The sequence below is a fragment of the Nocardioides sp. PD653-B2 genome (genome assembly GCF_002117935.1).
In the GTDB taxonomy this organism is placed as follows: Bacteria; Actinomycetota; Actinomycetes; order Propionibacteriales; family Nocardioidaceae; genus Nocardioides.
In genome coordinates this window covers 78,872-99,644 of sequence record NZ_BDJE01000032.1, presented here as the reverse complement: position 1 = coordinate 99,644, position 20,773 = coordinate 78,872, and the positions used below count along the sequence as shown (strand labels likewise).

Annotated in this window: 34 protein-coding genes; all 34 read right to left on the bottom strand. The window is 69.9% G+C overall.

Going from position 1 to position 20,773, the window contains the following annotated elements:
- Nucleotides 1–3: 3 nt before the first annotated feature.
- The 34 genes from PD653B2_RS14265 to PD653B2_RS14135 all read right to left on the bottom strand — a co-directional run bounded on the left by PD653B2_RS14265 (nucleotide 4) and on the right by PD653B2_RS14135 (nucleotide 20,676).
- Entirely contained in the window at nucleotides 4–1,008 is a 1,005-nt protein-coding gene (locus tag PD653B2_RS14265; RefSeq protein WP_085873051.1) for a major capsid protein, read from the bottom strand.
- Between the two features lie 34 nt (nucleotides 1,009–1,042).
- Complete coding sequence (locus PD653B2_RS14260; protein WP_085873050.1) at nucleotides 1,043–1,825, bottom strand: hypothetical protein; 783 nt, start codon at nucleotides 1,823–1,825, stop codon at nucleotides 1,043–1,045.
- A 204-nt stretch (nucleotides 1,826–2,029) separates the two neighbouring features.
- Nucleotides 2,030–3,115, bottom strand: coding sequence for a phage minor capsid protein (locus PD653B2_RS14255; protein ID WP_165763484.1), 1,086 nt, complete (start codon nucleotides 3,113–3,115; stop codon nucleotides 2,030–2,032).
- Entirely contained in the window at nucleotides 3,099–4,679 is a 1,581-nt protein-coding gene (locus PD653B2_RS14250) for a hypothetical protein (RefSeq protein ID WP_085873048.1), read from the bottom strand. Before PD653B2_RS14250 ends, PD653B2_RS14255 begins: the two co-directional genes overlap by 17 nt.
- Before the next feature lies 1 nt (nucleotide 4,680).
- A complete protein-coding gene (locus PD653B2_RS25015) occupies nucleotides 4,681–4,857 on the bottom strand; it encodes a hypothetical protein (protein WP_165763483.1) in 177 nt (58 codons plus the stop codon).
- A complete protein-coding gene (locus PD653B2_RS14245; protein WP_085873047.1) occupies nucleotides 4,854–6,170 on the bottom strand; it encodes a PBSX family phage terminase large subunit in 1,317 nt (438 codons plus the stop codon). The genes PD653B2_RS25015 and PD653B2_RS14245 overlap by 4 nt, the downstream gene beginning before the upstream one ends.
- A complete protein-coding gene (locus PD653B2_RS25010) occupies nucleotides 6,167–6,343 on the bottom strand; it encodes a hypothetical protein (RefSeq protein ID WP_165763482.1) in 177 nt (58 codons plus the stop codon). The genes PD653B2_RS14245 and PD653B2_RS25010 overlap by 4 nt, the downstream gene beginning before the upstream one ends.
- Nucleotides 6,340–6,855 (bottom strand): hypothetical protein, encoded by a 516-nt coding sequence (locus PD653B2_RS14240; protein WP_085873046.1) that lies wholly within the window; start codon nucleotides 6,853–6,855, stop codon nucleotides 6,340–6,342. Before PD653B2_RS14240 ends, PD653B2_RS25010 begins: the two co-directional genes overlap by 4 nt.
- A 159-nt stretch (nucleotides 6,856–7,014) precedes the next feature.
- Entirely contained in the window at nucleotides 7,015–7,230 is a 216-nt protein-coding gene (locus PD653B2_RS14235) for a hypothetical protein (protein ID WP_085873045.1), read from the bottom strand.
- Nucleotides 7,227–8,078, bottom strand: a complete 852-nt coding sequence (locus PD653B2_RS14230; protein WP_085873044.1) for a DUF7341 domain-containing protein — start codon at nucleotides 8,076–8,078, stop codon at nucleotides 7,227–7,229. Before PD653B2_RS14230 ends, PD653B2_RS14235 begins: the two co-directional genes overlap by 4 nt.
- Complete coding sequence (locus tag PD653B2_RS14225; RefSeq protein ID WP_085873043.1) at nucleotides 8,075–8,452, bottom strand: hypothetical protein; 378 nt, start codon at nucleotides 8,450–8,452, stop codon at nucleotides 8,075–8,077. Before PD653B2_RS14225 ends, PD653B2_RS14230 begins: the two co-directional genes overlap by 4 nt.
- Nucleotides 8,453–8,674: 222 nt before the next feature.
- On the bottom strand, nucleotides 8,675–10,264 hold the full coding sequence (locus PD653B2_RS24440; RefSeq protein ID WP_085873042.1) for a DnaB-like helicase N-terminal domain-containing protein: 1,590 nt from the start codon (nucleotides 10,262–10,264) through the stop codon (nucleotides 8,675–8,677).
- A 116-nt stretch (nucleotides 10,265–10,380) separates the two neighbouring features.
- Nucleotides 10,381–11,133 (bottom strand): hypothetical protein, encoded by a 753-nt coding sequence (locus tag PD653B2_RS14215; protein ID WP_085873041.1) that lies wholly within the window; start codon nucleotides 11,131–11,133, stop codon nucleotides 10,381–10,383.
- Nucleotides 11,130–11,474: a MerR family transcriptional regulator gene (locus PD653B2_RS14210; RefSeq protein WP_085873040.1), complete on the bottom strand. Its 345-nt coding sequence runs from the start codon at nucleotides 11,472–11,474 to the stop codon at nucleotides 11,130–11,132. Before PD653B2_RS14210 ends, PD653B2_RS14215 begins: the two co-directional genes overlap by 4 nt.
- Nucleotides 11,471–12,193 (bottom strand): hypothetical protein, encoded by a 723-nt coding sequence (locus PD653B2_RS14205; RefSeq protein WP_085873039.1) that lies wholly within the window; start codon nucleotides 12,191–12,193, stop codon nucleotides 11,471–11,473. The genes PD653B2_RS14210 and PD653B2_RS14205 overlap by 4 nt, the downstream gene beginning before the upstream one ends.
- Entirely contained in the window at nucleotides 12,193–12,696 is a 504-nt protein-coding gene (locus tag PD653B2_RS14200; RefSeq protein ID WP_085873038.1) for a RusA family crossover junction endodeoxyribonuclease, read from the bottom strand. The genes PD653B2_RS14205 and PD653B2_RS14200 overlap by 1 nt, the downstream gene beginning before the upstream one ends.
- Nucleotides 12,693–12,818 carry a hypothetical protein gene (locus PD653B2_RS25890; RefSeq protein ID WP_278247520.1) on the bottom strand — a complete coding sequence of 42 codons (126 nt, stop codon included), beginning with the start codon at nucleotides 12,816–12,818 and terminating at the stop codon, nucleotides 12,693–12,695. Before PD653B2_RS25890 ends, PD653B2_RS14200 begins: the two co-directional genes overlap by 4 nt.
- 399 nt (nucleotides 12,819–13,217) lie before the next feature.
- The gene (locus PD653B2_RS14195) at nucleotides 13,218–13,646 is read right to left on the bottom strand and encodes a hypothetical protein (RefSeq protein ID WP_085894353.1); all 429 of its coding nucleotides are present in this window, start codon (nucleotides 13,644–13,646) and stop codon (nucleotides 13,218–13,220) included.
- Entirely contained in the window at nucleotides 13,639–14,199 is a 561-nt protein-coding gene (locus PD653B2_RS14190; protein ID WP_085873036.1) for a hypothetical protein, read from the bottom strand. The genes PD653B2_RS14195 and PD653B2_RS14190 overlap by 8 nt, the downstream gene beginning before the upstream one ends.
- 146 nt (nucleotides 14,200–14,345) lie before the next feature.
- A complete protein-coding gene (locus PD653B2_RS14185; RefSeq protein WP_165763481.1) occupies nucleotides 14,346–14,792 on the bottom strand; it encodes a hypothetical protein in 447 nt (148 codons plus the stop codon).
- A 285-nt stretch (nucleotides 14,793–15,077) separates the two neighbouring features.
- Complete coding sequence (locus PD653B2_RS14180; RefSeq protein ID WP_085873034.1) at nucleotides 15,078–15,371, bottom strand: hypothetical protein; 294 nt, start codon at nucleotides 15,369–15,371, stop codon at nucleotides 15,078–15,080.
- Complete coding sequence (locus PD653B2_RS14175; RefSeq protein ID WP_133059108.1) at nucleotides 15,368–15,553, bottom strand: hypothetical protein; 186 nt, start codon at nucleotides 15,551–15,553, stop codon at nucleotides 15,368–15,370. The genes PD653B2_RS14180 and PD653B2_RS14175 overlap by 4 nt, the downstream gene beginning before the upstream one ends.
- Nucleotides 15,550–15,741, bottom strand: coding sequence for a hypothetical protein (locus tag PD653B2_RS14170; RefSeq protein WP_085873032.1), 192 nt, complete (start codon nucleotides 15,739–15,741; stop codon nucleotides 15,550–15,552). Before PD653B2_RS14170 ends, PD653B2_RS14175 begins: the two co-directional genes overlap by 4 nt.
- Nucleotides 15,738–16,502, bottom strand: a complete 765-nt coding sequence (locus tag PD653B2_RS25005; RefSeq protein WP_165763480.1) for an exonuclease domain-containing protein — start codon at nucleotides 16,500–16,502, stop codon at nucleotides 15,738–15,740. The genes PD653B2_RS14170 and PD653B2_RS25005 overlap by 4 nt, the downstream gene beginning before the upstream one ends.
- Nucleotides 16,499–16,798, bottom strand: a complete 300-nt coding sequence (locus PD653B2_RS25000) for a hypothetical protein (RefSeq protein ID WP_165763479.1) — start codon at nucleotides 16,796–16,798, stop codon at nucleotides 16,499–16,501. Before PD653B2_RS25000 ends, PD653B2_RS25005 begins: the two co-directional genes overlap by 4 nt.
- Nucleotides 16,795–17,937, bottom strand: a complete 1,143-nt coding sequence (locus PD653B2_RS24995; protein WP_165763478.1) for a hypothetical protein — start codon at nucleotides 17,935–17,937, stop codon at nucleotides 16,795–16,797. Before PD653B2_RS24995 ends, PD653B2_RS25000 begins: the two co-directional genes overlap by 4 nt.
- 2 nt (nucleotides 17,938–17,939) lie before the next feature.
- Nucleotides 17,940–18,857: a hypothetical protein gene (locus PD653B2_RS14160; RefSeq protein ID WP_085873030.1), complete on the bottom strand. Its 918-nt coding sequence runs from the start codon at nucleotides 18,855–18,857 to the stop codon at nucleotides 17,940–17,942.
- On the bottom strand, nucleotides 18,854–19,201 hold the full coding sequence (locus tag PD653B2_RS14155; protein ID WP_085873029.1) for a hypothetical protein: 348 nt from the start codon (nucleotides 19,199–19,201) through the stop codon (nucleotides 18,854–18,856). The genes PD653B2_RS14160 and PD653B2_RS14155 overlap by 4 nt, the downstream gene beginning before the upstream one ends.
- Nucleotides 19,194–19,625 carry a hypothetical protein gene (locus tag PD653B2_RS14150; RefSeq protein ID WP_085873028.1) on the bottom strand — a complete coding sequence of 144 codons (432 nt, stop codon included), beginning with the start codon at nucleotides 19,623–19,625 and terminating at the stop codon, nucleotides 19,194–19,196. The genes PD653B2_RS14155 and PD653B2_RS14150 overlap by 8 nt, the downstream gene beginning before the upstream one ends.
- Complete coding sequence (locus PD653B2_RS14145) at nucleotides 19,622–19,918, bottom strand: hypothetical protein (RefSeq protein WP_085873027.1); 297 nt, start codon at nucleotides 19,916–19,918, stop codon at nucleotides 19,622–19,624. The genes PD653B2_RS14150 and PD653B2_RS14145 overlap by 4 nt, the downstream gene beginning before the upstream one ends.
- Nucleotides 19,915–20,061 carry a hypothetical protein gene (locus tag PD653B2_RS24990; protein ID WP_165763477.1) on the bottom strand — a complete coding sequence of 49 codons (147 nt, stop codon included), beginning with the start codon at nucleotides 20,059–20,061 and terminating at the stop codon, nucleotides 19,915–19,917. Before PD653B2_RS24990 ends, PD653B2_RS14145 begins: the two co-directional genes overlap by 4 nt.
- Nucleotides 20,058–20,252, bottom strand: a complete 195-nt coding sequence (locus PD653B2_RS14140) for a hypothetical protein (RefSeq protein WP_085873026.1) — start codon at nucleotides 20,250–20,252, stop codon at nucleotides 20,058–20,060. The genes PD653B2_RS24990 and PD653B2_RS14140 overlap by 4 nt, the downstream gene beginning before the upstream one ends.
- Nucleotides 20,249–20,371: a hypothetical protein gene (locus PD653B2_RS25885; RefSeq protein WP_278247506.1), complete on the bottom strand. Its 123-nt coding sequence runs from the start codon at nucleotides 20,369–20,371 to the stop codon at nucleotides 20,249–20,251. Before PD653B2_RS25885 ends, PD653B2_RS14140 begins: the two co-directional genes overlap by 4 nt.
- A gap of 77 nt (nucleotides 20,372–20,448) precedes the next feature.
- Nucleotides 20,449–20,676, bottom strand: a complete 228-nt coding sequence (locus PD653B2_RS14135) for a hypothetical protein (RefSeq protein ID WP_085873025.1) — start codon at nucleotides 20,674–20,676, stop codon at nucleotides 20,449–20,451.
- Nucleotides 20,677–20,773: the final 97 nt, after the last annotated feature.

The window sequence follows — 20,773 nt, the reverse complement described above, 5'->3', positions numbered from 1 at the left end:
GGGTCAGGCGACCTTGATGTTGCGGAAGACGCCCGCGGACTTCGTCTTCTTCATGACCACCGCGACGGGGCCCATCTCGGCCTCACCGGTCTTCACCGCGCCGGCGGTGGAGAAGTCCGGGAGCCAGTTCCGGACGAGCGGGCCGTCGGACATGGCGACGCCGTGGACGCCGTCGAGCGCGAACCGCACGGCGTACAGGTCACCGAGGTTGGTGATGTTGCCGCCCGCGCCGCCGGCGTCCGTGTCCCGGGTGGCCAGGGCGAGGATGTCGGTGTTCGACCCGTCCTTGGTGAGCGGGTCGATCAGCGGGATGCCGTTGTACGTGTTGATCGGACGGCCGAAGGCGTCGGTGGTCTTCTCGTACTGGTCGGCCCACATGGCGAGCCGCTTGAACTTCGACAGCACCTTCTTCGGGCCGTAGATGGCGTCCGGGGGGCCGTCGAGGAGCGACAGCCAGTTGTCGATCTCCTCGATCTCCGCGATGGCCTCGGCCTTGGTGTCGACCCCGGTCCAGTCGCGGTAGCCGGCGGTGGTGCCGTTGGCCAGCGGCAGGTACTCGGTGGTCGTGCCGGTGAGGATCTTGTTCAGGCCGTCGAAGCCGTTGGCGTCGACGGCGGTGTCGCCGTTGAAGAACGAGTCGGAGAACTTCGCCGACGAGCCCTTGAGGAGCTCGCGCATCTGGAACGCGGTCTCCGCGGCCTGGGCAACGCGGTTGAGGACTCGGTCGATCTGGAACGAGCCACCGAGCGGGACGAGGTCGACCGAGGCGCGGACCTTGGTGGCCTGCGTCGGGGTGTACTCGCTGTTGATCGCGCGGAACGCGGCACCACGCTGGGTCAGCTGGCGGGTGTACGAGTAGGTGAGGGTGGCGCCGTTGCCGGCACCGGACACGACGTCGTCGAACGTGATCCGGTTGAGGATGTCGTTCGACTTCTGGAACTCGTCGATGATCTGGACGTCGACGTCGTCGGTCGCATTGAGCTTCGCCTGGGCGAGGGTCACGGTCATGGTTCTGCTCCTGGGTCAGGTAGTGGTGCCTCGCCTAGCTCATGCGGCCGGCGATGGCCTCTTCGAGGGACTTGGGCTTGCCTCCGCCACTGCCGGACCCGCCGGCGTGATCTGCGGAGCTCGAGCCGGCCGCCTGGGTCGCCGCGAGCTTGGGGTTGTCGTCGACGGCCTTCTTGACGATGGCGTCGACCTTGTCCTGGAACTTCTCGTCCGAGATGTCCAGGTCCGCGAGCTTCCCCTGGTGGGTGAGCACCGCGGCGAGGAGGTCGGGGTCAGCGTTGTTCTTGCTGGCCGACCGGTAGAGCGCGAGCTCGACCTGCGCCTGGCGGGCCTTGCTCTGGGCGGCCTCGGCCTGCTTCGCGAGCTCAGCCGGGTCGACCTTGTCCTTGTCGCCGTCCTTGATGAGCCCGAGCGCCTTGCCGAGGCGCTGGACGACGGCGTTCTCGGCCTCCTGGGCCGCCTTCTGCTTGCCCTCGGTGCGGGCCTTCGCGGCGTCTGCGCGGGTGTCGCGGATGATCCGTTGCGCCCAGTCGGGGAGGTCCTCGACCTTGCCCTCGGCGGCGTCCTTGTCGTCGGTCTTCTGGTCGCCAGCGTCCTGCTGGTCCCCCTTCTTGCCGTCGTCGGTGGCGCCGGAGTCACTCCCGTCGCCACCCTGGTCGCCGTCCCCCGAACCGTCACCCCCGTCCCCGTCGCCCTCCATGCGGAAAGCGTCGAAGCCGAAGCGGTCGATCGACCGGGAGCGGATGCTCTCGAGCACGGCACGCTGGTCGGCGGTGAGACGGTCGGTGAACGGGTTTCCCTGACTGGTGGTCTGCATGGTGGTGCCCTTCTGCGGCGCCTGGCCGCGGTGGTGGAGCTCGGCGCCTGGCCGAACTGACCCCGCCCGAACGACGGGGAGAACTTGGTGGACCGGACCGCAGCCGCGGCGCCCCCTCCCTCCCGGGGCGGTTGCGCGCGCTGAGCACCGTGGCTGCGCCGGCTGTGGCCGCTCCACGTACCCGCGGGCCCAGCGGCCGAGGATCTAGGTCGCGACGCCGATCTGCTCGCGGCGACGCAGCCGCTTCAGACCGTTCGCGTCGACGTGCTCGCGCAGCGCGCGCTGCCACTCCCTGGTCTTCGCGCGGGCCCGCGCGGCCGCCCCGTCGTCGAGGGCGACCGCCTCGCGGCGCTTCCACTCCCGCACGTGCCGCTCCAGGTCGCGCTGACGCTGCTTCGCGGCGTACCCAGCGGGATCCGCCACCGGCCGCGGCCGAGAGACACCCGGGATCAGGCCGGTGAGGCGGTGCGTGCAGTTCGGGTGGAACAGGCCCGCCGACCGGGCCCGGGACAGCGACCCCGCGACCTCGACCCGCACCGCCTGCAACCCGGTGGCCGATGGCACCAGCGTCGTCCCGACCCGCCCCGACAGGGACAGCACCTTGCCCTCCCACGGCCGGCACCCCGGACACTCCCGCGGGCTGTCCGAGACGACCACCAGGTCCATCCCAGCCGCCTCCAGGGTCTGCGTGTGTCCGTCGATGGCCGCGTGCCCAGTCGCCGTGCGGACCGCCATCTCGACGTACGACGTCAGCGCCCAGTTGCGGCCCGAGCTGTCGCGGAATCCAGTGATCCCGCGGACCAGGAGCCGGTCGAGCACATGCTGCGCGGCCTGCAGCCGGGTGACCTTCCCGCCGAGCACCTCACCGGCGCCGGCGGTGACCGCCTGCTGGTAGACCGAGGTCAGGAGCCGCGGTGTCTGCTGGAGCGTGGCCATCACCTGCGCCGCGAGCTGCTCGGCCTGGCGCACGGTGGCGCCGGCCGGGCGCGGCCGCCCCCGGCTGATCCCGGCCTCGTTGAGGTCCGCGGCTGCCGACGTCACGCCGTCATCGCGGGCGGCGAGCATGACCTCGAGGATGACCTGGAGGAGCCCCTGCTCGGCGCCGGCGACACCACGAGCCGCTGCCTGGCGCCACCGCTGCAGACCGGCCAGCGCCGTCTGCTCCCACGTCGCGTCCGACCCGGCCCGCAGTTCGGCGGCGATCGCGCGGAGCAGCTGCAGCTCCAGGTCCTCGATCAGCGCAGAGACGCGACCGGCGTAGGCCGCGCCGTCGTCAGGACTGGTCGACACCTTCGTCGCCCTGGTCGCCGGCGCCAGGTCCGGCCGGCTCAAACCCGGTCGGGTCCGGCACCGCGACCGAGAACTCCTCGAGCACCAGCGCGGACTCGGCCGCGATCTGCTTCTCGTCCCAGTCGGGGTGCATCATCGCGACCCTCGTCTTCACCGACGCCGCCTGCGCCTGGAAGAGGTAGTTCGTCGTCTGGGCGAGCTGCTCGGAGGTCGCCTGGCCGGCTTCCGGGAACTCCACGACCGGGGCGTCCGGTGAGACCCCGGTGTGGAAGATCGCGGCGTCGACCGCGAGCTTCTTGGTGAGCAGTTGGACGAGCGCCGGCTGCACCTCGCGGATCTTCCGGTTGCGGGTCAGCGTGGAGCGGCGGTCCTTCGAGGACACCTCGGTGGCCGTCATGGCCACGCCGTCCTCCTCGCCGAACAGCTGCTTGGAGTACCCCGAGCTCCGGAGGATGATCTCGATGATCTCCTGGCACGTCGCGAGGTGGTCGGCGGTTCGGATGTCGAACTGCTGCGGGGTGATCTGGGACGCGCCGTCCTCGCGCGGGGGCGCGTTCACCGGCGTGTAGACGTCCTGCTCGGTGTCGAACGACGCACCCAGTCCGGGACCGTTGTTCTCGAGCATGAACGCCGGCACGATTAGCCGGCCCTTGGCGAGCCGGATGTCGCGCATCCAGGAGCTGTAGACCATGTCGAGCTTGTCCATCGCGCCCTCGACACCGTCGAGGTCTGACCGGCCGAGGTGCGCACCGACCTCGTGCTGGCGCCACCTGCGCTGTGGGGTCTTGTTCGGCCAGTGCACGACCGCGAGTCCCTTGGACTCGGTCGAGATGAACCCGTCAGCGTTCACCGGCAGGCCCTCGGTCGAGGGGTGCTCGGTCAGCGGGACCAGGGTGCCGAGGTAGTCGGTCGTGCCCTGGTAGAGACCGTGGTAGATCACGCCGATCCCGTTGCCGTCGAGCTCGTGGCGCTCGAGGTGACGCAGCACCTGGCCGTCGGCGTCGCGGAGCTGGCGCCAGAACGTGACCGCGACGAGTCGGCCCCAGCGGAACTCGGGGATCGCGGCGTCGGCGTGCACCGCGGTGATGAACGACCGGTCCGAGATCGAGACGTCCCAGGTGACCCGGAGGTACACGTCGCCCAGCGCGGCGCCGATCTCACCGGACGTCGCGAGCTGCTTGACCAGGCCTTCCTCGACGGCCCGGTCGAGCTCGGACTGGATGCGCTTCTCACCGTGGACCAGCGACGGCGGCTGGGCGAAGAGGATGTCGGCGGAGGCCTGGCAAAGGTCGGAGGCGATCGGGACGTGGAACTTGTCCTCGTAGGGGCCCTGGCCGGTGTTCGGGACGGGCCGGCCCCACCAGAACCGGGCCAGCGCGCCGGTGACCCCGCCGCGGAACTGGCTGGGCCGGTTCAGGGCGCCGACGGTCTGGCGCTGGTAGAGCCGCTCGAGGCCGCCGACCTCGCCCACGTACCAGGCGTCCCACTCGGCGTGCTTCGCGGTGATGTCGTCGAGCTGCGCCGGGGGCCACTTGGAGCCGGGTCCACCCGTGGGGAGCGGCACGTCAGGCTCCCATCAGCTCGAGGCGGCGGTCGAGCAGCTCGTCGACCGTCTTGAGCCAGCCCTCCTTGCGCTCACCTCGCTCCGCAGCGCGGTGGATGATCCCCGCGGCCACCCGCAGCTTCCCGTCGACGTACTCGACGTCGGCGTGTGACGGCACCCTGGCGTACGGCTTGCTCATGCGGCCTCCCTCGGGGCGTCGTCGTGGGCATCGGCCCCAGGAGCGTGGTCGTCAGCGGTCGTGGTCGGGATGGACGAGCGCCACAGCACCCGCGGCGAGTGGACGCCGTACCGCAGCGCGTCGACCTCGTGGTCGGCGACCTTCAGTGGCTTGTCCTCGCCCTTCTCGGTGGCCTTCGGGTCCCAGGCGTACCCCGGGATCTGCTCGATCAGGTTCGTGCAGTCCTCGGACACCTGCAGCCGATCCGTCCCGAGCAGGCTGGCCACGGTGCGGATCCCGGCCAGCACGTCGTTGTGAGCGTTCGCGACGTTCGTCATCCCGTCGTGGAACAGCTGCATCTTGAACGACGCGGCCGCCGGGTCGACGTACACCCACTCCGGCTTGCGCCGCGGCTCCGGCTCCAGCTGGCCGAGCCAGGTGCGCATCAGCTGTGACTGCGCGCCGTCGGTCTGCCCGGTCGGCGGCGACCACTCGTCGAGGATCCACAGCTTCCGCTCGGCCAGGCCGACCAGCAGGCCCCGTGTCGGGTTGGTCGTGCCGTGGTCGACGCCCAGGCTGAGGACCCGCTCCATGGACGGGATCGCGTCGCGCCGTACGACGTGCCGGCGGGGGTCCCACATGTCGTAGACCGCGCCCTCGGCCTGGACCCACTCCCCCAAGATGAACCGGCGGTACCAGAGCCCGACGTACTCGCGCTTGATCTGCGCGACGTACTCCGGGTTGTTGACGGTGAGCCAGGCGTTGTCGTCGAGGCGGAACCGGAACACCCGGTAGCCGAGCTCGGCAGCCCGGTCGACGACCTGCCGCTTGAGCCAGTGCGCCGGCCCGTCGGGGTTGGTGGTGGCGAAGAGCTGCGCGCCCGGCACGCTCATCCGGCCGAGGAGCATCGTCCAGAACGCCTCGGCGAGCAGGGACGCCTCGTCGACGTACGCCCCGGCGACGGTGAGGCCCTGGATGACCTTGACCGCGGAGGCGTCGGAGGCGCCGATGACGTGGATCCGGCGGCCGAGGATGGTCGCGGTCGGTGCGCCGGCGGTGTACTTGATCAGCCCGGTCAGGGCGCCGAAGAGCGACGGGTCGAGGAGCGGGCCGAAGACGTTGCGGGCGATGGCCTCGCGGGTGCGGCCGATCATGACCAGCTCGCCGCCGTGCGGTGCGGTTGCGACGAACTGCAGCCACCGGACCAGGGACCCTATGGTCTTCCCGGACCGGATGGAGCCCTGCCAGAGGTTCACGCGGGCGGTCGCCCACGCGATCGACTGGACCTGCTTGGGGGAAAGGACCAGCTGCGACAGCGACGGGAGCAGGCTCATCGGTCCGGGATCTCCACCTCGAGCGGCGCCGGCGGACGGATCTCGAACCCGACCGTTGTCGACGACGTCGTCCCACCGGACAGGTCACGGGCCTTGTCGTCGGGCTGGTCGTCATCGGTGGCGACCTCGAGGTGCATCAGTTCGATGCCGAGGACTCGCAGCACGATCCTCACGACGCCGCGGCCTCGTCGTACTCGCCGGCCACGACCTGCATCTGCTCGAGCAGGCGCCCGAGCATGGACCTGGCGGCGTCGACCTCGTCGGCCTTGTCGAGCTCGCCGAGCTTCACCGCCCGGTCCAGGGCGATGCCGGCGGCCTGCATCAGCTTCAGCTTGTCGACCGGGGTCGGCTCGTCCTGGGTCCACTTCCGCAGGACGAAGTCCTTGCCGCCGTAGTCGCGGTACTCGTGCTCCTGCCACACCTGGGCGCGGAGCTTCTGGGCGTCCTCGAGGAGCTGCAGCTCGAGCTCGGATCGCAGCGCGGCGGCGTCGGCCTTCCGCGCCGCGGTCGCGGCCTTCACCCCTGGGCCGCGTTCGAACGACAGGCCGGCCTCTTGGGCCATCAGGGTGATGGTGCCGACGCCGAGGCCGAGCTCGCGGGCGATGGCGTTGCGGCCGAAGCCACGACCGTGGAGGTCGGCGAGGCGCTGGCGGTGGGTGTCGGTGACCTTGCGGGGTGCGGCCATGCCCGATCACCTCGCAGATGGGGTGAGCCGGGCGCCTGGCCTCGGCTGGACATGACGAACGGGTGTGGCCTCGTCTAGAGACACTTCACCCGTCGGAGGTACCTTGCGCCTCGCTGGCATCGTGCGTCAAGTCGGCCCCACGGGAACCACCCGAACGGACTAGGCCGGTGGGCCGGACCGTCCCTGAACCTCGGTGAGTCGCTCGAGTAGCTCGTCGACGACCTCCGACCATCGAGCACGCCGCTTCTCGTCACCCGCGTCGGCGGCCTGGTCCCGGATCCCTACAGCGACCTTGAGGCGACCCTTGATCGCCGACCGCTGCAGTTCGACGCTCTCGTAGGACGGCGCACCCGCACCGTACGCGCTGCCACTCATGATGCCTCCTGGTATCGAACCTGCTGGATCAGGCGCACCGCGGTCGCCCGGGTCAGCCCGTACCGCTCCACGAGCAGCCCGGACGTGGCGCCCTCGAGGATGTCGACCGCGACCAGCTGCAGCACGGTGGTCGCCCGGTGGCACGACGCGTTCCCGCACTTCGGGCACAGCACCGCCAGGTCGGTCCACGGCCGCGGCAGCGGGCACCCGCACGGCTCCGACCGCTGCCCGAGCTTGGCCATGGACTCGGTGCGGACGTGGTCGGCCAGCACCTGGTACGACGAGGGGTCCCAGGAGTCGCGGCACTCGACACACATCCCGCACCGCTCCTCGAGCCGGATCCGCAGGCTCCCGCGGGTGGTGCAGTTCGGGCAGGTGACGTCGGGCCGCCAGGCGGGGGTGTCCCATCCGGTGACGATCCGGGCTTGGGTCCACCAGGACCGTACGTCGTGCTCGACCATGTGCCAGGTGCAGCAGGTCCCGCGGCCGCGGGGCAGGTCGCAGCGGACCACCTGCGGCAGCAGGCTGGCCAGGAGCGTGAGGCACCGGTCGGTGTAGCCGGGGTCGTCCTGGCCGAGCATTCGCACCCACCTCGAGGCTTCGCGGTCGATGGTGACGAGCACGTCGAGCGCTTCGACCCGTGCGGCCGGCCGGGACTCGAACCCGGCGCCGCCGCGGGCGCCGCCTTCGCCGGAGGGTGAGGCGGCTTCGAGCTGGGCGAGCAGGGACGGGACGCGGGTGTTGTGGAACCTGGTCCACCGGGTGCCGTGGATGGGGTCGGTGGTGTAGACCTCGCGGTGTCGGTGGGAGCGGGTGAGCTCGCCGATCATGTCGTGCAGATCGGTCATCGGTGCACCTCAAGGTCGAACAGGCCGGCCAGGGCAGCAGCCTCGGCCCGCCGCGTGGCCGCCCTGGTCTCGGCGTGGTGACCGCGGTCGTAGTGCAGGTGGCAGCCCTGGCACATCGCCTTGAGGTTGTCGTCGGCGCAGTGCTCCGGCGTGTGGTCGAGATGCGCCGTGGTCAGGACGACCTTCGATCCGGTCCCGTACGCCGGCTGTCCGTGCACGTTTCGGCAGCGGTCGTCCACGTCGAGATGCAGCAGCGGTCGACCACACTCGCCGCGGCACTCGCACCGACCGCCGGCGCGGTCGAAGCGGATCCGCTCGGAAATGGCCGGCCAGTCGGTCGGGTAACGGTCGCGGTTCTCGGGTCGGATCGGCATCAGCGGGCCCCTACACGTGACCCAGAAGACGACCAGTCGACGGTCAGAATCGTGGGTGGTTCCCGGTCGATGTGTGGTTCCGGGGGAACCAGTCGGGGGTGGCTCGCTGAGTGGTTCCCCTCCGAAGGAGAGGGGGAACGGGGAACCACTCGACTCGCCGGTGCCCGGTGGGTGGTTTGGGAACCACTGGGGGAACCACTGAGGGAACCACTCATCGGGGTGTCAGTCGTCGGGTTGTGCATTGTCATCCTCGGCCTCTCGGTACTGGGCGATGGCGTGGTGGCGGTGGGATCGGCCGGCGCCCTTGTGGACGCTGATGAAGTCCTCGTCGAGGAGGGTCTTGAGGGCCTTGGCGACGATCTCGGGGCGGCCGCCGATGGCTTCGCGGATGTCGCGGCCGGTGCACTGGTCGTTGTCTTCGACGAACCGGCTGATGCGTTCCATGACGCGGGTGTAGCGCTTCTGGCCGCTGGGTCCGGTGGGGGCGTCGTCGCGGACGACCTTCCAGGTGGTGATGTGGGGTTGGGTGGAGTCGAGGACGAACTTGCCGAGGTACTTCCCGCCTGGGACGGCGCGGCGGAGCTCGCCGGAGGTGTCTTTCTCGATGAAGAGGTTGATCTTGCCGACCTGGCCGGGTGCGGGCTTGGTGGACTCTTCGGCGCGGATGTAGGAGCCGCGGATGGCGCGTTTCTTGGCGATGGAGCCGATGGCGAACCCGGTGGCGCGGGCTTCGGTGGACTTGGGGAGGTGGTCGATGAAGATGACGCAGGAGCCGACGTCGGCGGGTTTGGAGATGAGGCGGAGGCCGCCGGTGATCTCGTCGCCGTCGTTGGTGTTGAGGCCGAGCATGGGGAAGATTTCGCCGAGGGAGTCGATGAGGACGACGTTGGGTCGGCGGGTGGTGATCTCGGTGATGTCGTGGCGGAGCTGGTCGCCGTCTTGGGGGTCGTAGTAGCGGAACTTCTCGGGGTTGGCGAGGTGTTCGGGGCGGGCGCCGAGGAGGAGGAGGCGGGCGGCGGTGTGGTTCTCGCCGTTGTGGTCGACGTCGACCATGGCGGCGGTGCCGCCGGCGTTGAGGGCTTCGACGATGGCGCACTGGGCGAGCCAGGTCTTCGCGGTCTCGGGGTCTCCGAAGACGCCGTTGACCTTGCCGTCGTAGAAGAGGCCGTGGCCGGCTTCGTGGTGGACCCAGACGGGTGGGGGGATGACGGGGGCTTGGCCGGTGAGGATCCAGGAGAGGTCGCGGAATCCGGTGCTGCTGGTGGTGGTGGCGCCGAACCGCATGGCGGTTTCGGTGATGTGGTCGACGGCGTCGCCGAGGAACCGTTCGGCTTTGTCGAGGTCGCCGGCGTAGCCGAGTTGGACGAGCTTGGTGCCGTCGTCGACGAGGGCGCGGAGGCGGGCTTTGTCGCGGACGAGGTTGGCGTAGTGGGTGGCGTTGGCGGCGATGGGGACTTCGGCGGCGAGGGTGTGGAGGTAGGCGTGGCCTCCGACTTGCTCGAGGCGGGTGCGGCCGCGGTGGTCGGTGTGTCGGGCGAGTTCGGCGGCGACGGTGACCATGTCGACGGGGTCGCCGCGGTGGTGGAGGTCGACGATGGCGTCGTGGATCTGTTCGTGGGCGGGGCGGTAGTAGTCGGAGGGGTACAGGACGGCGGTGACCTGGTCGATGGCGTCGGTGGAGATGAGCATGGCGCCGAGGCAGGACTGTTCGGCCGCCTGGTCTTGGGGTGGTTGGCGGCCGTAGGTGTGGTCGTCGTCGTCGGGTGGTTCGACGGGTTGTAGGTGACGGGGTGGTGGTCCGTCCTGGGTCACTTGGGGGTCCCTCCCGACCGGTGGTGTGGCGTGGTGGTCTGGGGTGCGCCCGGGGAGGCGGCCCGCCGCGGCGGCATGCGACGGCGGCTCCGGTGCCGTGCTCCCCGGGCGCGGTCTCAGGCGGCGTCGTCGCCGGTGGTTGAGAAGGGGCTGCTGATGGTGCTGGCCGGTTTGGTGGTGCCCTCGGGCTGGTCGTACTCCCAGGGCTCCTCGTCGGGCGCGAGGTCGGCCTCGGCGTCATCGTCCGAGGTCTCCTGGTCGTACGCCTGGTCGATCTCGTCCGCGATGGCATCGCTGTCGACCGGCAGCTCGTCGTCGGTGGTTGAGAAGGGGCTGCTGATGGTGCTGGCCGGTTTGGTGGTGCCCTCGGGCTGGTCGTACTCCCAGGGCTCCTCGTCGGGCGCGAGGTCGGCCTCGGCGTCATCGTCCGAGGTCTCCTGGTCGTACGCCTGGTCGATCTCGTCCGCGATGGCATCGCTGTCGACCGGCAGCTCGTCGTCGGTCTGGGCGATGTGCTGCTGGCCGGCCTGGATGACCTGCTCGACGGTGGGCTCGAGGTCGTCGATGGTGTCGATCTGCAGCTGGGCGTCCTCGGACTTGAGGGTCCGGTTCTGGTGGAGCGTCTTGCAGAGGTTGAGCAGGTAGTCGTCGAGCTCGGCCGAGGTGGAGGGTTCGAGCATGTCGATGCTGAGTTCGACGGTGCGCCCGGCGTCGGCGTCGTTGATCTGGCGTTTGTGGGTGAGGCGGACGATCGCGAGCGTTGACCGCTCAAGGGTGTTGTACATCGTCCGTGCGAGGTCCTCGGTGACACCGGTGTTCTCGAGGCCCTTGCCGCGGATCTTGGCGTTGTAGGCGTTCTTCTCGGTCATGCTGCTCCTGCTTCCTGGTTGATGTGGCGTACGAGGTCGGGGAGGGGGCCGGCGGTGAGGCTGGCTTCGTGGATGGGTTGCAGGACGTACCCGCCGAGGTCGGCGCGTCCGTAGAGCAGGAGGTCGAGCGCGACCTCGTGGGCGCGTGGTTGGGGGATGCCGGCCTTGGTGAGGCGGGACATCTGGACGGCGAGGGCGATCTGGTCGTCGTCGTAGGTGCGCTGGTAGCCAGACCCGGGCTGGGGGTCGTCGATGGTGCGGAGGTAGCCGGCGCGGGTCCAGTAGTCGACCTGGCGGTAGGACAGGTCTGCGACGATGGTGAGGTCGTGGGCGGAGATCATGCTGACTCCTCCTCGAGGTGCTCGCCGGCGGCCTCAACGCGGGCGAGGATTTCTGCGGCCGAGACCACGTGACGGTTGCGGGGAGCTGTCGAGACGTTGCGCGCGGGGAGAAAGTCGTCGATGAGTGGCCAGTCGTTGGCCTCACCCTCGCGTCGGGCCCTGGCAGACGGTCCTGGTTTGATCCCGACGCGGAGCACGAGGTCGCGGACCGCCCGGGCGTTGTTCGCGCTGATGCGCTGCTCGTCCAGCTGGAGTGCGGGGGTCTTCGACGTCGAGCCGAGCTCTCGGGCGATCCATGTCCGGGTGTAGCCGGCGCGGATGAGGGCGTGGATCCGGTCCCAGGTCAGGGTGGCGTCGATGCGAGTCTCCCCGGGCGCGAGGAGCGGGTCGAAGGCGATGGCGGCGATCGCGGCCGCAGTCTCGGCGCGGATCTTGGTGAGGGGCCGGTTGCCGCGGGTGCCGTCGTGGCGGATGCCGTCGGTGATGTCGCGGATGGTCTTGCGCTGGAGGCCAGCGAGGCGTGCGATCGAGCGGTCGCCGAGGCCGAGGGCCTTGAGGTCGGCGATCCGGTGCTGGGTCTCCTCGATGGGGACGAAGGGCTGCCAGTTGCCGGACAGGATGAGCATGTTCCTGCGGTCGTCGTACTGCGCGCGGGCCCAGCTGCAGGTGTAGCAGCGGCAGCCGTCGAGTCGGTACCGGGCGTAGCCGTGGTCGCGCATCAGTCCTCCTCGGCCGGGGGCTTCAGGGGCTCGAGGATGATGTCGACGCCGGCACGGTCGAGCGCGAGCTCGTCCTCGCCGGCGTAGAACTTGCGTGCGCGGACGTCGACGACCTGGGTGTCGTCGGCCCAGACCTCGGCGTCGGTGAGGGCGTCGAAGATGGCGCGCTGCAGCTTGTCGACGTCACCGCACGATCGGCCCGGGTAGGCGGGTGCCGCGGTGGTGAGCAGGTAAGAGTTGCGGCCGCTGCGGTAGTGCGAGGGCGGCCGGGTGAAGGTGAATCGGACCCAGACGCGGACGGGGCCGGTGATGGTGTCGTGGTAGCGGCAGGCGTCGGCGGCCTGGGCCTTCACGTGCTTGCGCCAGGGGTCGAGGACGTCGTCGTTGTTGTCGAGGATGACGGCCCGCTTGCCGTGTCGGCCGATGCGCTTGGATCCCTGGGGAATGGGGGTGCCGTGGACGCGGATGGCGATGCGGCCGCCGAGGCCGGGGAGGGTGGTCATCGGTTCACCGCCGGGCAGTCGTTGGCGTAGTGGCGTACGGCGTCGCGGGGGTAGACGCGTTGGTTGCAGCCCTGGCAGGGGTCGCCGAGGAGCCGGTTGAGGAGGGTGCGGAGTCGGTTCATCGGAGGGTCCTCATGTCGCCGCAGACGGAGCAGGCGCGGACGCGGTTGGTGACGCGGACGCGGTTGTTGCACCGCAGGCCGTGGGTGAGGCGGTCGAGGAGCGGCGGCGGGGGTGGCTGGGGGACGGGTTGGAGGAGGTCGCGGAGGTTCACTGGGGGCCACCTGCCTCGGCGCCCAGACCGGGCCTACTGCGCGGCTTTTCGGCACGGCACCTGACGTGGACCGTCTTGCAGTCCGTGGTGCACCACGCATAGGCCGGTGGCCTCCACCCGCCGTACAGCGGATCGCTGCTCCAGTAGGGCACGGCGGTCACCGTGTGTCCGCAGTCGAGGAGCACGTCCATCGACGGCTTCGACTTCGGCTCGGGGAGAGGTGTCCCGTCGCATAAGCCTGCGTAACTCACGATGCACCGCCAGCGGGGGAGCAGCATGGCGCGACGTGGCTCATGGTCATGCCGATCCCAGGACGATGGCAGTCGCAGCCGCACCCGAAAGCGGTGGTCTGCGGCTCGTACTTCGCCCGGAGGCGCTCGTATTCCGCTCGCTCTGCGTCAGCTGTGCGGGCACGTTCCCGGTCCGCGCTCTCCTGCGCTCGCATCGCGTGCTCGGTGGGGCCGTCCAGCCACGGCCCCGTGAGTGTGATTACGGTCCGGTGGTGAGTCTCGCGCTCGGGACTGAACCACTCGCGGTAGTTGCTCTCCTCGATCTCGCCAGAGCCGTTGGGCTGACCGCCCTCGTCTTCCGCCTCGATCTGCCACCCGTCGGGCAGCACCGCCTCGATGGCTGAGTAGGTGAGCGGCTTCAACTCACTGTCGGCGTTCTCAGCCACGGTCGTCACCACCCTCGGCGGGCCTACTGCGCGGGTCGCCACAGGTGACGCAGCGGTCGTCCGCGCCCCAGGCGTGGAACCCGCACGACGCGGTCGCTTTGTCGGGGTCGTCCTGGTGGGTGTAGCACTCGCAGTCGTCGGGCTCGCAGGACTTGCAGCCGGGCGGGCACCAACGACACTCGGCGGGCCGATAGACCAGGGCGGCGCGGATGAGGTCCCCGCCCTCGCGGTCGCAGCCGGGGTCGTCGCAGTGCCAGTCATTGGCTACCGCCTCGACGGCCTCGACCATGACGCGGTGCTCGCTGAGCAGGTCGCCGAGCGCGGCTTGAGACGCTTCGTACCGCATCCGCAGGTTGGCGGTGACGTGCTCCACGAGGAAGTCCCACTGCTCGCGGGTGAGTCGGCCGCAGCGCTCACAGCAGCACGGCGTGCCCATCGGCCTCGCCCCGAGATACGCCCCGCCCGTGCAGACACACAGGGCGATCGAGTAGCCGTGCTGATCGTCCGGGAACCAGACCTGCGTCTGGTCACTCTCGGTGGTCGGGTCAGACATCGGTGCCTCCTCGGGCGTTGCCGCAGTCGGACTGCGCGCATCGGAAGATCAGGGCAAGTCCGCACGTCGTGCAGTGCTTCCGGGTGACCGGGTGATGGCGGTTGCAGGTCGCGCAGTCCTCGATCGGGATGCCAGTCGGAGTGGTCTCAGCCATCAGACTCACCGCCCGCCGCGCCGGGCCGATTGCGCGGCTCGGGTCGCTGATCTCCGACCCACTGACGACCCGACTCGCGGAGCCCCAGGGGGTTGCGGAACTTGTCGCCGTAGGCCGCGCTGGCCTCGGTCTGGCGCTGCACCTGGAAGTCGATCGGCAGGTCGGTCGCGGCGGCAAGGTGACGGCTCACGATGAAGCCCAGCAGTCCCCACTGAGCGTCGGTCAGCCGGTCGTACTTCTTGTCCTTGAGGATCAGCCGCACGTCCACGTCCCGGAACGTAGGTCGTTCCAGTACCGAGCCGACGAGGTACGGGCCGAACGACGGGAAGGCCGTCCGGATCGGCTTGCACGCCTCGTCCAGCGCCCACAGTTGCGGGCGGGTGATGTAGCCGTTCGGCCTCACCACATAGTCGGCGTTCTCAGCCACGGTCGTCACCACCCTCGGCGGGCCATATGACTGGTTCGGCGACGTCGCGACGGCCGTCCTTGCGGAGGGCCTGTCGCAACTGCCCAGCGGCCGACAGGAGGACGCCGTTCGTGGTCGCGTCCCAGAAGGCCAGTAGGTCCCGGACGGCGGGCATCGGTCGAGCGGCAGCGACGATGCGGCGGTGGCACGCGCGGTCGTTACGGCACACCCACCACTCCTGCTCGGCGTCCCAGTAGAAGGCTCGGTTGCCCCACCGTCCACACTTCCCGCAGCAGCGCGGAGCGTCGTGATCGGCCATCAGACCCCCACCTGCTTCCGCTCGGCGTGGCTGAGCGGGAAGAACGAGCCGCCCCAACCCTGCGGTCGGTCATCGGCACTGTTGCCGCAGCACGGGGCCTTCCAGACCGAGCAGTCGGCGTAGCGGGCCGTGACCTCGACGGCACCGCCGTCGTAGATGGAGCCGCACCACCGACACTTGCCCGGGTGGAACATCGGCCTCTCGCCAACGATCCGGGTGTGCTCTACGAACCCAGCAGCGGTCACGCGGGTGTAGTCACTTTCGGCGGACTGCTGGGCGTCGTGGGTGCTCATGGGCGACCCACCCCGCGTCCATCACGGAACCGGTCGGCGGCGTGGTGCAGTGCTCCGCGGCGCTTCTGGTCGCTAGGGGCGTCGCGGTGGATCGCGGCCTGGGCGTAGAGGAAGTCGACCGCTTCGGCACGACCTTCCTGGCGGCCGAGCTCGCGGGCTCGACGGATCGGGTTGAGCCTCATGCGCACATCACCTCGAGTTCGACGAGGACCGCCTGGCCGATGCCGGCGACCTTGGGCTTGGCTGCGAGCAGCTCGGGCAGGCTGGCCGCTGAGGAGGTGCCGTTGCACTGGTGGTCGGCGCCGGTGTCGTCGACGTAGGTGTGGGGGCGGTGGCTGTAGGTGCGGTCGCACCGGTCCGGCGTGGTCATGCCGCACCTCGCGCGGGTGAGAGCACGTCGACGGCCCTGCGTTGGATGGGCCACCCGGGGTCGCACCCGTCGTGCTCGATCTTCTTGCCGTCGAAGTACTTCCGCAGGTTGTCCATCTGCTCGGTGCGCCACTCGATCTGCGCCTGGTGCAGGATCACCGGCGAGTAGTGCTGGACCTTCGCCTTCTTGGCGCCCTCGGAGGCCATGATCCGGGGGATGAGCCGGCCGGTGGCGATCGCGTCGCCGGCGGCGTCGTGCGCACCGGTGTGGACCACGCCGTAGAACGCGCAGACGTCGACGAGCTTGCGCGAGCCCTTGCGGCGGCTGAACTTCTTGTCGAGGACGTGGGGGTCGACGACGGGGCAGATCGACCCGCGGCGCATCCTCGAGCGGACGGTGTCGATGCCGTGGCGGACGTTCTCGCACTCGAGGAGGGTGAGGTCGTAGGCGGCGTTGAACGCGGCGAGCGGGATGTCCTTGGTGAGGCCGTAGGCGATGAGGCCGGTGAGCTCGAAGAGCATCTGGTCGGGCGTGTGCGTGGCGTGCTCGCGGACGTGCGCGGTGGTCAGCCCGTGGATGTTCGCGGCGCCGTCGGGGATCTCGATGCCGGGGTCGACGAGCCAGGTGCGGGCGACGGGGCGTCGGCCGGGGCGGAACTCGACGAGGGCGGCTTGTACGGCGCGGTCGTTGAGGGCGTCGACGCCGGTGGACTCGAAGTCGAGGACGTTGAGGGGCATCGCGTCCCAGGTCGGGGCGCTCATGCCTTGCTCACGTCCAGCTGCTCGACCGCGCCGCAGCCGGGGATCACGCACACCCGGCGGCTGGTGGTCCGGTCCTGGGGCATGAACGGGCCCCAGACGTGGTCGGTCGTGACGCCGTCGATGGTGACCGGGCCGTGCGTCGTCGTACTCACGCCGCACCATCCGCGACGATGGTGAGTCCGCAGACGGTGCAGATGGGTGTGGTCGCCGTCGTCGTTCCAGACGTGCCCTCCGCTGGCGGCGCACCCGGCCGGCGTCAGCCAGTAGCCGACGCGCGGCTGCTGTCGGGCGCTCATGCGACACGCTCCGCGGTGAGCAGACCGAGGTAGTGCTGCAGCTCGGCCGCGGACGCGTCGTCCGGGAGCAGCCCGCCCATCTGGGCCTTGAAGTCGTCGGAGACCGCGTCGAGCGTGTCGAGGCCCTTCGCGGCGCCGGCGGCGAGGATCTGGGTCCAGATGACGTCGGGGTCCTCGACGAGTACGGCGTCGACGACACCATCCCCGTCCGGTTCAGCGGCCGCCGGCTGCTGTGCGGCCTTCTCGGCCTCGCGCAGCTGGTGCGCCCGCGCCTTCCACACGCCGACGAACTCCCGCGCCTGCTCGGTGTCGGCCGCGGTCGTACCGACCAGACCCGCGGCCTTCGCGGCGTCCCACACACCAGCGAGGTCGTCGAGCGCCCTGGTGGCCGCGACCTTCTCGAGGAACGGGGCGAACGGATTCGCCGCGGCGGCCGGCGCGCCTGACTGCAGCGCCGGATGCTCCTGGCCAGCCCCGGCCTCGAGCTCGGCCGGAGCCATGCCCGACTTCTGCGCGACGATCTCCTTGAGCCGCGCCACCCCGATCCGCAGGTCGAGCACCGGCACCACGAACCGCGACGTCTTCCCGTCACGCACCGACCGGCGCTCCACCATGTGCAGGACCGCCGGGACCAGGTCACCGACGAACAGTGCGAGCTCGGCTACCGCGGGGATCTCGGCGGCGGCGTTCCAACCGTGGGACTCCATCCGCCACACGCCCATCGCCTCGAGCTCGGGCAGCATCAGCGAGAGACGGGTGGTCGGCTTCGCGTTCTTGTGGGCCGGGTCGTTCGGGTTGCACGCCTGGTTGGTCAGCGTGTTGACCTCGCCGTCGCAGCGGTGGACGCAGCCGCCGCCGGACCAGGTTTCCATCCACTGGGAGAGGCCGCCCTTGACCGCGATGACGTCGATGGTGGAGGCCTCGGTGAAGACCTCGAACTCGGGCTTGCCGCCGTTGTCCCAGGGGCGGGCCTCGCCGCCGTAGAGCTCGGCGAGGTCCTTGATGTACTGCTCGGAGGGGCTGGTGAATCGGAACGATGCGAGCTTCATCGGTGCGCCGGAGCCGTCGCGCTTCGCGCCGAGGCGGATGCGTCCGAGCTCGGCGTGGCGGCGCTGCAGGACGATGGGCTTGATGGGCATGGTCAGGAGGCCTTTCGAGTGGGCTCGGGCAGTGCCGGCGCGTCGAGCGGGACCCAGGCCTTGATGTCCTGGGAGTGGAAGTGGCGCTGCAGCGTGGCGGCGCCGAGGAACGCCTTGTGGGTGTCGCGGTCCGTGGGGATCGGCACCAGGGCGTGCGAGGTCGGGCGGAGGTTGAGGATCGCGGTGCCGTGGAACTCCGGGACGTCGATCTCGGTGTCGTCGTTCAGCAGCGCCTTCGGGGCGTAGCGCAGTGCCGCGAGCTGCAGCGGCTGGTCGGCGTAGACGGTGTCGGCCGGCTTGTCGACGCTGGTCTTGATGTCGATCAGCACGAGCTTGCGGCGACCGCCTGGGCCGATCGGGAGGTGCAGCCAGATGTCGCCGGTGCCGGCGTACTCGTTGTCCCAGTCGACGATGGTGGTCTCGGCGGCCTCGACGTCACGGTCGAGGTCGACGCGCCAGACGTCTAGGAACAGCAGGTACTGCTTGAGGAACGGCTCGATCTCGGGGTCGTACGCGACCGGCTCGCCGAGGACGTGCCCGTGGGCGGCGTTGTGGATCCGGGTGCCGAGGTCGCGCTTGGTCTCCCACTGCTGCTTGTACTCGGCCTTGATGGCGGAGGTCACGCAGAACCGGCAGGAGCCGCACCGGTCGGCGACGCGCCGCTTCTCGCAGGGCTTGCCGCCGTCGGCGGGCTTGCCGTCTACGGGCTGGCGGCTGGTGGCGACCATCTGCGGGAGCCGGTCCCAGGCGGCGGCCGCGGTGATCTTCGCGGCCGATGGGGGGAGGGCGGGCTTGTTGACGACGTCTTGGGCGTTGGTGATGGAGATGAAGAGGCGGTCGCCGAAGGGGCAGTCGTCGGAGCAGGAGCCGTAGTAGCGGCCCTTGCCCTTGATGTCGCGGGCGTGCTTCGGGGCGGTCATGACGGCTCACCCGCTGACGTGGATCCGGGCCTAGAGACTGGCTCTTCGTCATCCTCGAACCAGTCGGACAGCGGCAATGTGGCGGCGATCAAGAGGGCGTCCCGGAGGTTGTGTGCCCGGACCGTCACTGGCCGCTGGTCGCTCCACCAGTCGGCGTCGGTGTGCTTGTCGGGTCCGCTGACGTGCAGCGACGAGCGGATGGTGATCTCGAAGCGGTGGCCGCATTCGTGGCCGTGGGTGGAGAGCTCGGCCTTCTGTGCCTTGCCGATGAACTGGCGGCAGACGTTCTCGAAGGCGTTCCCGAGGTTGTGCCACCACGTGGCAGCCTCGATCGCCCTACGCATCCGACTCACCCCCGGCGGGCCTAGAGAGCGGCTCGAAGGACGAACCCGGATAGCCGTTGCCGTGACGCAGAACCGTGGTCCAGACGCAGAGAGAGGTCCCTCGGGCGTCGGGAGCCTCGTAGACCTTGCCCGTCAGCGTGTCGGTGCTGTTCAGGTACACGGTCACGATGTCGCCGGGACTGACGGTGGCAAGCCACGCGTGGAGACGTTCGTCCCTCTCAGCCGGGGTCTCGACTCGATCGACCCACGGTTCGGGCGTCAGGCCGTTCGTGCTGAGGTCGCACATGCCCCGAATTGCGGCCAGGCGGTCGTCGTAGCCACGGTCCCAGTACGACGCCTCAGCGATGCAGGCGAGGCGGCTCCGGAGGTCGTCCTCGACGGTCCCGTTCTTCGGCTGGTACTCGGCGGAGCGTTCGGTGCTCATGCCGCACCCCGATCGGACGGGCAGCGGTGGCACGGCCGGTAGCCCGTGACGCCGTCCTCGTCGGTGACGACCAGCCCGGTGTCGTCGCAGTGGCCGCACACCGTGCGGGCCGCACGCTCGACGACCCGGGCCGGGAACGCCGGGTCCGACGCAGGCAGACCCCACGCGGGGTCCACGGCGTCGAGCGGGTTCAGGGCGTCGGCATCTGCCGGGTCCAGCAGCGGGTCGGTCAGCGGCTCACCCAGGACCCGGGCCTGAAACTCAGCCAGCCGGTAGAACAGCGGGGCGGTCACGACGCACGCTCACTCGGGTGCGACGACAGCCGCGCGACCGTGCGCCGCAGACGCCGGTTCTCCGCCGCGGGCTGGGCGTTGCCGCCGATCGCGACCGTGAGGAGCGCGCCGGTGGCGAGGGCGATGATGGTCATGGCGATCACGACGACGCCCCGAGTCGGCCGCGGTACTCCACGCCCTCGGCGGTGACGACGGCGGCGTACTCGCCCTTGTCGTCGATGCCGGCCTCGATCTCGGCGCCGGTGTCGAAGGCGAGCTGCTCGACGGCGTCGATCGTGGTCCAGTGCACGCGGCGGCGTCGGGCCGGCAGCTGGGGCAGGGACCGGGCGCTCATGCCGATGCCGACTTGGACTCGTCGACGGTGAGGTACTCGCCGGTGTCGATGAAGTGCCGGCGAGAGACCGACGAGGCGGTGTCGATCTCGGCGGCGCTGGTGGTGCTGGTGTCGTTCATGGGATGCTGTCTCCTAGTTCGTGCGCCCTGGTCTGCTGCCAAGCTGTGGCCGGGGCGCCGGCTATTTCGGGTCGGGGTTAGGCGCTCTTCGCGGCGGGCTCGGGGTCGAGCTCCTTGTCCATGTCGAAGAACCAGAGGCGGAGCGTCTCGCTGGTCACGGCAACCTGGGTCCGCTCGTGCAGCTCGCGGGCGATCGCGTTCCACGACCGCTTGGGGGTCTGCCTGCGACCTGCAAGGACGTAGCGGCTCAGGTTCTTGCCCAGGCGCTCCTCCACGAGGAGGTAGGTGCTGGTCTTGTTGGCCATGCCCAGAACCTTGGCATAACAAAGAAACTGGCGCAAGGGGTTTGGCAAAAGACACGCCTGTTTTTCTGCCATAGTCTTTGGCAGACCCACAGGACTT

Bases quoted from the DNA above. Each gene is read 5' to 3' on its own strand.
- PD653B2_RS14200 (WP_085873038.1), bottom strand. From the start codon at position 12,696: ATGACCACCCTCCCCGGCCTCGGCGGCCGCATCGCCATCCGCGTCCAC.
- PD653B2_RS25885 (WP_278247506.1), bottom strand. From the start codon at position 20,371: ATGAACGACACCAGCACCACCAGCGCCGCCGAGATCGACACCGCCTCG.
- PD653B2_RS14225 (WP_085873043.1), bottom strand. From the start codon at position 8,452: ATGCCGATCCGACCCGAGAACCGCGACCGTTACCCGACCGACTGGCCG.
- PD653B2_RS14160 (WP_085873030.1), bottom strand. From the start codon at position 18,857: ATGACCGCCCCGAAGCACGCCCGCGACATCAAGGGCAAGGGCCGCTAC.
- PD653B2_RS25000 (WP_165763479.1), bottom strand. From the start codon at position 16,798: ATGAGCGCCCGACAGCAGCCGCGCGTCGGCTACTGGCTGACGCCGGCC.
- PD653B2_RS14240 (WP_085873046.1), bottom strand. From the start codon at position 6,855: ATGGCCGCACCCCGCAAGGTCACCGACACCCACCGCCAGCGCCTCGCC.
- PD653B2_RS24995 (WP_165763478.1), bottom strand. From the start codon at position 17,937: ATGCCCATCAAGCCCATCGTCCTGCAGCGCCGCCACGCCGAGCTCGGA.
- PD653B2_RS14205 (WP_085873039.1), bottom strand. From the start codon at position 12,193: ATGCGCGACCACGGCTACGCCCGGTACCGACTCGACGGCTGCCGCTGC.
- PD653B2_RS25005 (WP_165763480.1), bottom strand. From the start codon at position 16,502: ATGAGCGCCCCGACCTGGGACGCGATGCCCCTCAACGTCCTCGACTTC.
- PD653B2_RS14135 (WP_085873025.1), bottom strand. From the start codon at position 20,676: ATGGCCAACAAGACCAGCACCTACCTCCTCGTGGAGGAGCGCCTGGGC.
- PD653B2_RS14150 (WP_085873028.1), bottom strand. From the start codon at position 19,625: ATGAGCACCGAACGCTCCGCCGAGTACCAGCCGAAGAACGGGACCGTC.
- PD653B2_RS14230 (WP_085873044.1), bottom strand. From the start codon at position 8,078: ATGACCGATCTGCACGACATGATCGGCGAGCTCACCCGCTCCCACCGA.
- PD653B2_RS25015 (WP_165763483.1), bottom strand. From the start codon at position 4,857: ATGAGCAAGCCGTACGCCAGGGTGCCGTCACACGCCGACGTCGAGTAC.
- PD653B2_RS14155 (WP_085873029.1), bottom strand. From the start codon at position 19,201: ATGCGTAGGGCGATCGAGGCTGCCACGTGGTGGCACAACCTCGGGAAC.
- PD653B2_RS14190 (WP_085873036.1), bottom strand. From the start codon at position 14,199: ATGTCTGACCCGACCACCGAGAGTGACCAGACGCAGGTCTGGTTCCCG.
- PD653B2_RS14245 (WP_085873047.1), bottom strand. From the start codon at position 6,170: ATGAGCCTGCTCCCGTCGCTGTCGCAGCTGGTCCTTTCCCCCAAGCAG.
- PD653B2_RS14265 (WP_085873051.1), bottom strand. From the start codon at position 1,008: ATGACCGTGACCCTCGCCCAGGCGAAGCTCAATGCGACCGACGACGTC.
- PD653B2_RS25890 (WP_278247520.1), bottom strand. From the start codon at position 12,818: ATGAACCGACTCCGCACCCTCCTCAACCGGCTCCTCGGCGACCCCTGC.
- PD653B2_RS14260 (WP_085873050.1), bottom strand. From the start codon at position 1,825: ATGCAGACCACCAGTCAGGGAAACCCGTTCACCGACCGTCTCACCGCC.
- PD653B2_RS14170 (WP_085873032.1), bottom strand. From the start codon at position 15,741: ATGACCACGCCGGACCGGTGCGACCGCACCTACAGCCACCGCCCCCAC.
- PD653B2_RS14235 (WP_085873045.1), bottom strand. From the start codon at position 7,230: ATGAGTGGCAGCGCGTACGGTGCGGGTGCGCCGTCCTACGAGAGCGTC.
- PD653B2_RS14210 (WP_085873040.1), bottom strand. From the start codon at position 11,474: ATGATCTCCGCCCACGACCTCACCATCGTCGCAGACCTGTCCTACCGC.
- PD653B2_RS14215 (WP_085873041.1), bottom strand. From the start codon at position 11,133: ATGACCGAGAAGAACGCCTACAACGCCAAGATCCGCGGCAAGGGCCTC.
- PD653B2_RS14180 (WP_085873034.1), bottom strand. From the start codon at position 15,371: ATGAGCACCCACGACGCCCAGCAGTCCGCCGAAAGTGACTACACCCGC.
- PD653B2_RS14175 (WP_133059108.1), bottom strand. From the start codon at position 15,553: ATGAGGCTCAACCCGATCCGTCGAGCCCGCGAGCTCGGCCGCCAGGAA.
- PD653B2_RS14140 (WP_085873026.1), bottom strand. From the start codon at position 20,252: ATGAGCGCCCGGTCCCTGCCCCAGCTGCCGGCCCGACGCCGCCGCGTG.